This window comes from Streptomyces bathyalis (assembly GCF_015910445.1).
GTDB classification, from domain to species: Bacteria; Actinomycetota; Actinomycetes; order Streptomycetales; family Streptomycetaceae; genus Streptomyces; species Streptomyces bathyalis.
In genome coordinates this window covers 7,191,544-7,201,840 of record NZ_CP048882.1, presented here as the reverse complement: position 1 = coordinate 7,201,840, position 10,297 = coordinate 7,191,544, and the positions used below count along the sequence as shown (strand labels likewise).

Here is a 10,297-nt window from a genome sequence, read left to right as displayed (position 1 = left end):
TCGGCGCGGCGGGTGACGCGTGACCGAGGCGCGGCCTGTCACTCTGCGGGCGTCGGCGGCCACCTCAGCAGCGGCGTCACGGCCAGGGCGTCCGCGCCGAGCGCGGTGACGAGCACCGCCGGTCCTTCCACGGGCGTGACGACGGCGTCGGGTCCCGGCAGGCACGGCGGCGCCGGATCACGGGCCAGGTCCGGGTCCACGAGGAGCAGTTGCCCCACAGCACGGTGCCCGCCCAGTACGGCACCGCTGTCCCACCCGGGGGCTCCCGCTCCGATGTCGAGCTGCTGGTCGAGCAGCGGGCGGCCGCCACGGTTGACGCTGACCCTGGTGGTGAGACGCCCCGGTTCCTCACCGGTGCGCCCGAGTACGAATACGTCCCGCAGCTCGAGACGGGCGGTGGGGGCGAGTTCGACGTGCACGGTCTGACGCAGGTCGCTGCGTGAGGCCGAGATGAGAGGCCCGGGCAGCCACCGCAATTGTGCGTGCTCGCCCACGGTCAGCCGCACGTCGTATCGAGCTGCGTCACCGCCGCGACCAGGCAGTGCGACGCTGGCCGCTACGGTGTCCATCCGCAGCCTGGCACCGGCCTCGACCCGTACGTCCAGGGTCAGTTGGTCGCCGCCGAGTGGGGCGCTCATGGCGCCGACGAGGGTGACTCGTGCTTCGCCTTCCGCAGCGTCCCGGGCGGCTCGCGTGAGGCGCGGGGTGAGCGGTCCCGTACCGCTGACCAGAGGGACTGCGGTACCGCCGCGGCCGTCCGCCACAGCTGTGACGCGGGCACCGGCCCGCACGGCGAAAGCGCGAGGCCACGCTGCTCGGGCTCTCGCGCTGTCGTCCTCGGCCGTCGGCGCTGTGCTGCCCTCGCCTGCTGTGCCGCTCACGCGGTCACGGTCTCCTGCTTCTGCCAGGCCGAGAGCCGGGCACGCGTCCAGTCGGCGACCGGGGTCACGCCGTCCTCGGCCTTCAGCGAGGTGAAGGCGACGGGGCGGCTGCCCCGCTGTGCCTCCGCGTCCCGGGCCATGGCGGCCAGGTCGGAGCCGACGTGCGGGGCGAGGTCGGTCTTGTTGATCACGAGGAGGTCCGCGGTGGTGATGCCGGGGCCGCCCTTGCGGGGGATGTCGTCACCGGCCGCCACGTCGATGACGAAGATCTGAGCGTCGACGAGGCCCCTGGAGAAGGTGGCGGTGAGGTTGTCGCCCCCGGACTCGACGAGGACCAGGTCGAGACCACCGCTGGAGGCCGCGGCTTGCTCCAGGTCCTCGACCGCTTCCAGGTTGGCGGAGATGTCGTCGCGGATGGCTGTGTGAGGGCAGGCACCGGTCTCGACGGCGGCGATCCGCTCGGGCGGCAGCACGGCGGCGCGGAGCAGGAACGCTGCGTCCTCCCGTGTGTAGATGTCGTTGGTGACCACTGCGAGCGAGAACTCCTCGCGCAGCACGCGGCAGAGCGCCGCCACGGTGGCGGTCTTCCCCGAGCCGACGGGCCCGCCGAGGCCGATGCGCAGGGCCCTGCGCGCCCCGTCGGGGCGAGCGACTGCGCCGTCCGGCCGGGCGCTGTGGGTGTGCCGCTGCGGGAACGGGGCGGGTTGATCGAGATGCATTGCGGCGGCTCCTTGCTCGAACTGTGTGCTGAAGTGGTGTGGCTCGTCGGGTACTTGTGGCGAGGGACGACGCGACGTGGCCGTGGCCGACTCGGAGCGGGTCTACGAAGCGAAGAGGCGCACCGGCCAGGTGGCATGGTCTTCCGCCGTGATCTCCAGCATCGGCGCGGCAGCGGCCGGGATTGCGTCGATGCCGCCATGCGCGGCCCGTGCCCCCTCGCCGGCGATCCCGGCGACGGATGGCGCAAGCCGGGCGAGTACCGAGGTGGCTTCGAAGGGGTCGAGGCCGAGAAGCCGCACCGCTGCGGTGGTCGGCGCCGAGACGGCGTCGTACGCGGCGGCGTGGGCGGCATCCATCGGTGTCAGTCCGGCAGCGCGGGCCACGAGGCCGAGTACCACGGGCTGGTGCGCACCGCCCGGACGTGCCTGCGCCAGGTCGTCGAGCGTCGCCGACGGCCATGCCGCACGGCCCGCCCGCATCATCTGGCGGCCGAGCCTTCGGTACGTGCGGCGCAGGGCAGGTGACGGAGTACGCGCGTCGGCCGCCTCGTCGAGATCGAGTGGGTCGTGACCTCCGGCGGCAGCGGCGGCGAGGCCCGCGGCGACCAGCCCTGCCGTGTGGAGGCGGCCCAGGCAGAAGTCCGCAAGCGTGGCGGAGTCGACGATGCGGCCTGCCCGCACTGCGGCTTCGGCTCCGCCGGAATGTGCGTGTGTCCCGGCGGGGAAGCGCCCGTCGGCGAGTACGAGGAGGGCTGCCGTGGTCATCTCGGGGCCCTGGCCGGTGTGTTGGTTGCGGTGCGGGTCATCTGCGCGTCCTTCCGTGCAGCCGCGTCAGAAGAGGAAGTAGCGCTGGGACATGGGCAGTTCCGCAGCGGGAGCCGGGTCGACGGTTTCGCCGTCGATGGTGACGGTGAAGGTGTCGGGATCGACCGCGACGTCGGGGAGCGCATCGTTGCCGCGCATGTCCGACTTCGTGACGGCGCGGGTGTCGCGTGCGGCGACGAACTGCTTGCCGAGGCCGAGTCGTTCGGGCAGCCCGTCCTCCAGCGCGGCAGCGTTTGCAAAGTTGAGCGAGTTCGCGGCCGGAGCGCGGCCCATGGCCCCGAACATGGGCCGGGGCAGCACGGGTTGGGGTGTGGGGATGGACGCGTTGGCGTCACCCATCTGCGCGTACGCGATCTGCCCGCCCTTCAGGACGAGTTGAGGCTTCACACCGAAGAAGGCCGGCTCCCACAGCACCAGGTCAGCCAGCTTGCCCGGCTCGACGGAACCGATCTCTGCGTCGAGTCCCTGCGCGACGGCGGGGTTGATCGTGTACTTGGCGACGTAGCGGCGGGCGCGTGTGTTGTCGGAGCGGCCGTCGCCGGGCAGGGGCCCGCGTCGCTGCTTCATCACGTGCGCGGTCTGCCAGGTGCGCAGGGCCACTTCGCCGATGCGGCCCATGGCCTGGGAGTCGGAGGAGATGATCGAGATGGCGCCCATGTCGTGCAGGACGTCCTCGGCGGCGATGGTGGACGGCCTGATCCGGGACTCGGCGAAGGCGAGGTCCTCGGGGACGGCGGGGTTGAGGTGGTGGCAGACCATCAGCATGTCGAGGTGCTCGTCGACCGTGTTGACGGTGTGGGGACGGGTGGGGTTGGTCGAGGAGGGCAGCACGTTGGGCTGTCCGACGACGGTGATGATGTCGGGTGCGTGGCCTCCTCCAGCACCCTCTGTGTGATACGCGTGGATGCCTCGGCCCGCGATCGCGGCCAGGGTGTCTCCGACGAAACCTGCTTCGTTGAGCGTGTCGGTGTGGATGGCGAGTTGTGCGCCGGTTTCCTCGCAGACAGTGAGGCACGCGTCGATGGCCGCGGGGGTCGCTCCCCAGTCCTCGTGGATCTTGAATCCCACGGCGCCGCCCCGTAGTTGGCTGTGCAGCGCGTCGTGGGAGACGGTGTTCCCCTTGCCCAGCAGCCCCACGTTGACGGGCATGTCGTCCATGGCGGCGAGGGTCCGGGCCAGGTGCCACGGACCGGGTGTCACTGTGGTCGCCTTGCTGCCCTCCGCCGGTCCCGTGCCGCCCCCGAGCAGCGTCGTGACTCCGGAGGCCAGCGCCTCGTCGATGAGCTGCGGGCATACGAAGTGGACGTGGGCATCGACGCCACCCGCGGTGAGGATCCTGCCGTTCCCGGCGATGATCTCGGTTTCGGGCCCGATGACGAGGGCGGGGTGCACGCCGTCCATGGTGTCCGGGTTCCCGGCCTTTGCCAGCGCGGTGATCCGGCCGTCCCGGATGCCGACGTCCGCCTTGATCACGCCCCAGTGGTCGAGGACGAGTGCACCTGTGACGACGGTGTCGGCCGCACCTTCGGCGCGTGTCGTGCGCGCCTGGCCCATGGATTCACGGATGACCTTGCCGCCTCCGAAGACCGCCTCGTCCCCCGCCCGTCCCGGCCCGCCGCTACGGTCCTCCTCGACCTCGACGATGAGGTCGGTGTCGGCGAGCCGTACCCGGTCGCCGGTGGTCGGGCCGAACAGTTCCGCGTAGACGGCCCGGGGGATCACGCCGCCCTCATCGGTCATGGGCATCTCCGTCGCCGGGAGCGGATCCGCCGTCATCGAGTGGTCCGCCTGTCTGACCGCGAAGCCCGGCGATCACGCGCCGGCCGCCGATCGGGACGAGGGCGACCTCGACAGGGATGCCGGGCTCGAACCGCACGGCCGTTCCCGCGGCGATGGCCAGGCGCCGGCCGTGGGCGGCGGGCCTGTCGAACTCCAATCCGGGGTTGGCCTCCGCGAAGTGGTAGTGCGAGCCGACTTGTACGGGCCGGTCGGCGGCGTTCAGCACAGTGAGCCAGGTGATCTCGGCGCCCTCGTTGAGCGTCACCGGGTCATCGCCGTGGAGGATCTCTCCCGGTATCACGTTGCGGCGCTCCTTCCGCTGTTGCCAGGTCCGGGTCACGGGACGGGCCGGTGGACGGTGACGAGTTTCGTGCCGTCCGGGAAAGTGGCCTCGACCTGCACGTCGCCGAGCATCTCGGGAACCCCGTCCATGACGTCGTCCCGGCTGAGAACCTGGCGGCCCGAATCCATCAGCTCGGTCACCGACCGACCGTCCCTTGCCCCCTCCAGCACGTGGGAGGTGATCAGTGCGACGGCCTCCGGGTGATTGAGCAGTACGCCGCGTTCCTTCCGCCGCGCCGCGACGTCGGCGGCAACATGGATGAGCAGGCGTTCCTGCTCATGCGGTGTCAGCTGCATCGTCTCCGCTCCGCCCTTCTTCGCCTCTCCCCCATGGCCGGGACATGGCCCCGCAGGTCGAGGCAGGCTATGCCGGGAGCGTTTCAGTGGCGTTAACGCTGGAAACGGCGGCAACCCCTGACGCAGCCGCCCGGTCACGGATCGTTGGCGGCACTCCGTGCCGGTGCGGGTTGCGTGTCCGGGGCGAGGACATGGAGTTTCCGGCTGCGGCCGAGCCGGACCGACTGCAGGCAGCGCACACCCCAGAACCCTGATGGAAGGACGTCAGAACCCTGATGGAAGGGCGTCGCGCACTGCACGAGCCCGCAGATCAGCAGATTCCAAGCGGCGTACCAACTGGTCTTGGACGCACAAGGATCCGGGCTGCTGTGATGGGGTCATGAGCGATCTGCTTCCCCCGGAGTTCACGCACCGCACCGTCGATGCGGACGGCGTACGGATCAACGTACGCACTGCGGGGGACGGACCGCCGCTCCTGCTGTTGCACGGCTACCCCCAGACCCACATGATCTGGCATCACGTGGCTCCACAGCTGACCGCCACACACACCGTCGTACTCACGGACCTTCGCGGCTACGGCGACAGCGCCAAGCCGGCCAGCGACCAATGGCACCTCCCGTATTCGAAGCGGGCCATGGCACGCGATCAACTGCTGGTCATGCGTGAACTCGGATTTGAACGCTTCGCCGTCGCAGGGCACGACCGCGGCGGACGAGTCGCCCACCGCCTCGCGCTCGACCACCCCCAGGCCGTCTCCGCGCTGGCCGTCCTTGACATCGTGCCCACCCGGCATGTTTTCCGGCACGCCGACGCCGACTTCGGACGCGGCTATTACCACTGGTTCTTCCTCATCGCCGGGAACGGCATCCCGGAGCATCTGATCGGAAAGGACCCCGACTTCTGGATTCGGGCGCGCGTGGGCTCGCGCCATCAGGGCGGCACACCCTTCTCTCCTGGCGCGCTCGACGAGTACGTGCGCTGCTTCAGCGACCCGGCAGCCATTCACGCCTCGTGCGAGGACTACAGGGCCGCGGCTTCCATCGACCTCGTGCACGACGACGAGGACGCCGACGCGGGCCGGCGAGTCCAAGTTCCGTTGCTGGCCCTCTGGGGAGAGTCCAGCTTCGTCGGACACCACTACGACGTCGAGACCGTGTGGCGGGAGTACGCCACCGAGGTACAGGGCGAAGCACTCCCCTGCGACCACTACCTGCCGGAGGAAGCCCCGTCCGGGACAACGGAGCGTCTGCGGAGCTTCCTCAGCGGAGTGCAGGACCGAGCATGAACCGCGGTGGCGTTGAGCCAGCCGAGGGGCACTTCACCTGTCACTATGCTCAATCCCGCCGCCACTACCGGCCCGCTCGCTGGGCAGATTGCGCAATGGAGTGTGCCGTGATTGTGCGGTCATCATCACCCTGCTCTCATATTGAGGCAATCTGCTGACTTCGAATGCTTCGGACGGGCGGCATGAAGACCACGGACGACATGACAGGGACGGCCCCGGCCACCGACGCGGATGCTCGGCGCAACGGCGGGCAGGACCTCAAGACCCTTACGGCGGTCGAGCAGCGCGTGCTGTGGCTGGCGACATCGGTCATCGACCACGCCAACCGCGTCCGCCCGAACCCGTCCGGGCTGAAGGTCGGCGGCCATCAGGCCTCCAGCGCCTCCATGACGTCGATCATGACGGCGCTGTGGTTCCACGAACTCGGCCGCGACGACCGCGTGTCGGTCAAGCCGCACGCCTCCCCCGTCCTGCACGCGGTGAACTACCTGCTGGGTGAGCTGGACGAGTCGTACCTGACGACGCTGCGCAGCTACGGCGGTCTGCAGAGCTACCCGAGCCGCGAGAAGGACCCGGACCCTGTCGACTACTCGACCGGGTCGGTCGGCATCGGTGCGACGGCGCCGATCTGGGGTGCGATCGCGCGCCGGTATGTGAACGGACGCTTCGGAGGCGGCAGTTCGGGCCGGCAGTACTCGCTGCTGGGGGACGCCGAACTCGACGAGGGCGCCTGCTGGGAGGCGGTGCTCGACCCGGCGGTGACCGACCTGGGTGAGATCGTGTGGATCGTCGACTTCAACCGTCAGTCCCTGGACCGGGTCGTGCCGAACATCTCGGCGACCCGCCTGCAGGGCATGTTCGACGCGGCAGGATGGCAGGTCATCACCGTCAAGTACGGGCGCCTGCTGGAGGAGTTGTTCGCGCGGCCGGACGGGGACGCGCTGCGCGCCCGCATCGATGAGATGACGAACCCCGAGTATCAGCGGCTGCTGCGTTGCTCCGCGGAGCAACTGAGGGAGCGGCTGCCCGGATCCGGGCCGGGGCAGAAGGCGATCGCGCAGTTGCTGGCCGGGCTCGACGACGACTCGGTGGTCAACCTGCTGCGGAACCTCGGCGGCCACGACCTCGGGGCACTCATCGATGCCTACTCCCGCATCGACGACACCCGGCCCACCGTCGTCTTCGCCTACACCGTCAAGGGCCACGGGCTGCCCACCGCCGGGCACCCGCAGAACCACTCGGCGCTGCTGACCGGTGAGCAGATGCAGGAACTCGCGGCACGCGTGGGCGCCGACGCGGACGCGCCGTGGGCCCGCTTCCAACCCGGCAGCGCCGAGGCCGAGTTGTGCGAGCGCACCGCGGCGAAGCTGCGCCGCCAGGACGCGCCGCCGCAGCAACCCCCCGCGCTTCCCGCGGACTTCGGACGCACACCGTCCGGGAAGGGCTCGACCCAGCAGGCCCTCGGCAGGGCCCTGCTCGACCTGACACGGCAAGCCCCCGAGGCAGCAGGACACGTGGTGACCGTCTGCCCGGACGTCGCCTCGACGACGAACCTGGGCGGCTGGCTCAACAAGGTCGGAACGTGGTCGGCAACGCAGCGCCGGGACTGGTTCGACGACGACGCCGAGACGATCCTCCACTGGCGTGAGCAACCGGCCGGGCAGCACATCGAGCTCGGCATCGCTGAGACCAACCTGGTCGGGCTGCTGGGTGAGTTGGGTGCCACGTGGAGCCGTTGGGGCACGCCTCTGCTGCCGATCGGCGTGGTCTACGACCCGTTCGTGGGCCGGGCCTTGGAACCGTGGTCGTTCGGGATGTATGCGGGCGGTCAGTCGATCCTCGTGGGGACGCCGTCGGGGGTGAGCCTCGCACCGGAGGGCGGTGCCCACCAGTCGGTCATCACACCCTCGATCGGCCTGGAGCAGCCCGGATGCACCGCGTATGAACCGGCGTTCGCCCTCGATCTGGAATGGTGCCTGCTCGCGGGCCTGGCCAACCTCGGTAAGGCGGGCGGCAGTTCGACGTATCTGCGACTGTCCACCCGCCCCGTGGACCAGGCGCTCGCCGCCGTGCCGGACGACTCGGCGGCGCGGGAGCGGCGGCGCAGGCAGTCCGTGGCCGGCGGCTACCTGCTGCGCAGGCACGAGAATCCTTCGCTGACGATCGCAGCGGCCGGTGTGATGGTCACCGAGGCGCTCACGGCGGCGGACCGCCTGGAAGGGCTCGGCGTCGGCGCGGACGTCGTCTGCGTGACCAGCCCCGACCTGCTCTTCCGTGCCGTTCAGGCGCGGCAGGGTCTGCAGGACGGTCCGGACTGGATCCTCGATCAGACCTTCCCCCGGGAGCGTGCGCGTCCGCTGGTGACCGTCCTCGACGGGCATCCGCACACCCTGGCGTTCCTCGCAGGCATCAACGAGGTGCCTGCCCGCGCCCTCGGGGTGACCGGCTTCGGGCAGAGCGGCAACCTTGCCGACGTCCACCGGCATCACGGGATCGACGCGGACGGCATCGTCGCGGCGGCGCTGGACCTGGCGGACTGACTTCAAGGGCCGAGGCGATCAGGGGCGGGCGTCGCTTGGCTGTGCGGGCCGACGTCACGCTCCGGCCCGGTCGCCGACGGTGCGCAGGTCAGGCACCGTGTGAACTGGTCCTGCTCAGCGGGAGTTGAGCACCGTCGGCCACATCGGCCACGCCGACGCTACTTCGCCAGGGACCGGGCCGCGTCCAGCGCGAGCGCCCACGGGTAGGCCCTACGGTCGCCCTCCCCCGGCGGATCGGGCTGGAAGCCGCCCTCACCGAACAGCACTCGCACCCCGGCGTTCCGCAGCGTCTCCATGCTCGGACCGAACTGCGGGTGGGTGGCGTACTCGCTGTTGACGCAGGGCATCACGACCAGCGGCCACCGCCTGCCGATGGCCTCGGCCACCTGACCCGTGACGAAGTTCGTCGTGAGTCCGAGTGCGCTCGCGTTGACGGTGTTGAGCGTCGCAGGTGCCAGGATCGTGGCGTCCGCGCGGGGCCACATCTCGCGCTCGCCGAATTTCCGCGGAGTGCTGCGTACCGGATTCCCGGTCTGCCCTTCGAGCGCGGACAGTTGGCCCTTTATCCACTCGGCGGCCGTCGGTGTCAGGCCGACGCATACGGTCCAACCGTCGGTCTGCGCACGCCAGACGATGTCGACCAGGTCGACCACGGGCGGCGCGGCGGAGCCCAGGAGGTGCAGCACTCGGGAAGCCATGCAGGTATCCCACCACAGCGGAACGTCCCCGAACCGGCCCGTGTCGGAGGCCGATTGCCGAGCGTTTCCAACCCCCAGCCGGAGAACGTCAGATCGCGGCTCGGGACAGCTCGGAGAAGTGCCTCATGCGAGCGCTGCTGAGCCCGGCTTGATGCGACCGGCCCGCCACAGATCGCGGAGCAGCGCGATCTCGGCCATGTGGTGGATGAGTTCGAGGTTGGCCCCCAACAGCACACTGATGAACGGCTCGTCGGGGTCGGACCCGTACGGGTACTGCGAGAAGCCGACCGTGTCGAGCTGCTCCTCCGTGACGGCGGCGACGCTCTCGCGCCAGCGGTCGGTCACCGCCCAGAAGCGCTCGAGTGCCAGGGCGGCTGAGGGCGTGAAGTCGACGAGCAGCTTCGGCTCCTGCCGCCGCTCGCCGAAGGCCCACTCCCAGCCGCCCGCAAAGCAGAAGTGAAGGTGCCCCAGCCGCCACGCGATGGTCGTGACCGGTGTTTCGTCCGGCTCCGGCGTGCCGGTGTGAGCGAGGACCTGCTCGACCCGCTCGACGCTCACGCTCCAGTCATCCGCGATCTTGGCGACGCTCATGCCGCCGGCGGCCTGCCGGGCCACCTCGGCGTACTCGCCGGCCGGGATGTCCGGGGCGCCCAGGTCGAGCACCCACTCGCCGGGCCCGAACGCCCTGGACGTCGCCGCCTCGCCGCGGCGCCGGATGGACCAGCACCCGGGCACCGGCTCCCACAGGTACTCCTCGTCGCTGAGCCCGGTCAGCCGCACCTGGGCCATCTCCCTGGCGTGGTCGAACTGGTCGAGCACCATGCTCAGTCGGTCGGTCCGCGCGCCCTCGGTCCCCATGCCCACTCCCCCTTCGCGGGCGATTCGTGCCGAACCGCGCCCAGGCGGAAGTTAACGGCTCCCCTCACGAGGC

The 10,297-nt window shown here is 70.4% G+C and carries 10 protein-coding genes; 2 read left to right on the top strand and 8 right to left on the bottom strand.

Features of this window, described 5'->3' with window-relative positions; translation table 11 throughout:
* Positions 1-38 precede the first annotated feature (38 nt).
* The 6 genes from G4Z16_RS31355 to G4Z16_RS31330 form a co-directional block, all read right to left on the bottom strand.
* Positions 39-638, bottom strand: coding sequence for an urease accessory protein UreD (locus tag G4Z16_RS31355; RefSeq protein WP_425508136.1), 600 nt, complete (start codon positions 636-638; stop codon positions 39-41).
* A gap of 239 nt (positions 639-877) precedes the next feature.
* On the bottom strand, positions 878-1,600 hold the full coding sequence (ureG, locus tag G4Z16_RS31350) for an urease accessory protein UreG (protein ID WP_197353929.1): 723 nt from the start codon (positions 1,598-1,600) through the stop codon (positions 878-880).
* Positions 1,601-1,702: 102 nt separating this feature from the next.
* The gene (locus G4Z16_RS31345; RefSeq protein WP_197353928.1) at positions 1,703-2,365 is read right to left on the bottom strand and encodes an urease accessory protein UreF; all 663 of its coding nucleotides are present in this window, start codon (positions 2,363-2,365) and stop codon (positions 1,703-1,705) included.
* 66 nt (positions 2,366-2,431) lie between these two features.
* On the bottom strand, positions 2,432-4,165 hold the full coding sequence (locus G4Z16_RS31340) for an urease subunit alpha (protein WP_197353927.1): 1,734 nt from the start codon (positions 4,163-4,165) through the stop codon (positions 2,432-2,434).
* Positions 4,155-4,505, bottom strand: coding sequence for an urease subunit beta (locus tag G4Z16_RS31335; RefSeq protein ID WP_197353926.1), 351 nt, complete (start codon positions 4,503-4,505; stop codon positions 4,155-4,157). The genes G4Z16_RS31340 and G4Z16_RS31335 overlap by 11 nt, the downstream gene beginning before the upstream one ends.
* A gap of 35 nt (positions 4,506-4,540) precedes the next feature.
* Entirely contained in the window at positions 4,541-4,843 is a 303-nt protein-coding gene (locus G4Z16_RS31330; protein ID WP_197353925.1) for an urease subunit gamma, read from the bottom strand.
* A gap of 379 nt (positions 4,844-5,222) precedes the next feature.
* On the opposite strand from G4Z16_RS31330, the gene G4Z16_RS31325 reads away from it, so the two are divergent.
* Positions 5,223-6,128 carry an alpha/beta fold hydrolase gene (locus G4Z16_RS31325; protein ID WP_197353924.1) on the top strand — a complete coding sequence of 302 codons (906 nt, stop codon included), beginning with the start codon at positions 5,223-5,225 and terminating at the stop codon, positions 6,126-6,128.
* A 200-nt stretch (positions 6,129-6,328) separates the two neighbouring features.
* Positions 6,329-8,668, top strand: coding sequence for a transketolase-like TK C-terminal-containing protein (locus G4Z16_RS31320; protein WP_197355047.1), 2,340 nt, complete (start codon positions 6,329-6,331; stop codon positions 8,666-8,668).
* 158 nt (positions 8,669-8,826) lie between these two features.
* Here the strand turns inward: G4Z16_RS31320 and G4Z16_RS31315 are convergent, their stop codons facing one another.
* Together G4Z16_RS31315 and G4Z16_RS31310 are read right to left on the bottom strand one after the other, a co-directional pair.
* A complete protein-coding gene (locus tag G4Z16_RS31315) occupies positions 8,827-9,366 on the bottom strand; it encodes a flavoprotein (RefSeq protein ID WP_197353923.1) in 540 nt (179 codons plus the stop codon).
* A 123-nt stretch (positions 9,367-9,489) separates the two neighbouring features.
* Positions 9,490-10,224 (bottom strand): DinB family protein, encoded by a 735-nt coding sequence (locus G4Z16_RS31310; RefSeq protein WP_197353922.1) that lies wholly within the window; start codon positions 10,222-10,224, stop codon positions 9,490-9,492.
* Positions 10,225-10,297 lie beyond the last annotated feature (73 nt).

Excerpts from the sequence above, each read along its gene's own strand:
- G4Z16_RS31325 (WP_197353924.1), top strand. The coding sequence starts at position 5,223 with ATGAGCGATCTGCTTCCCCCGGAGTTCACGCACCGCACCGTCGATGCG.
- G4Z16_RS31310 (WP_197353922.1), bottom strand. The coding sequence starts at position 10,224 with ATGGGGACCGAGGGCGCGCGGACCGACCGACTGAGCATGGTGCTCGAC.
- G4Z16_RS31355 (WP_425508136.1), bottom strand. The coding sequence starts at position 638 with ATGAGCGCCCCACTCGGCGGCGACCAACTGACCCTGGACGTACGGGTC.
- G4Z16_RS31340 (WP_197353927.1), bottom strand. The coding sequence starts at position 4,165 with ATGACCGATGAGGGCGGCGTGATCCCCCGGGCCGTCTACGCGGAACTG.
- ureG (WP_197353929.1), bottom strand. The coding sequence starts at position 1,600 with ATGCATCTCGATCAACCCGCCCCGTTCCCGCAGCGGCACACCCACAGC.
- G4Z16_RS31315 (WP_197353923.1), bottom strand. The coding sequence starts at position 9,366 with ATGGCTTCCCGAGTGCTGCACCTCCTGGGCTCCGCCGCGCCGCCCGTG.
- G4Z16_RS31320 (WP_197355047.1), top strand. The coding sequence starts at position 6,329 with ATGACAGGGACGGCCCCGGCCACCGACGCGGATGCTCGGCGCAACGGC.
- G4Z16_RS31345 (WP_197353928.1), bottom strand. The coding sequence starts at position 2,365 with ATGACCACGGCAGCCCTCCTCGTACTCGCCGACGGGCGCTTCCCCGCC.
- G4Z16_RS31330 (WP_197353925.1), bottom strand. The coding sequence starts at position 4,843 with ATGCAGCTGACACCGCATGAGCAGGAACGCCTGCTCATCCATGTTGCC.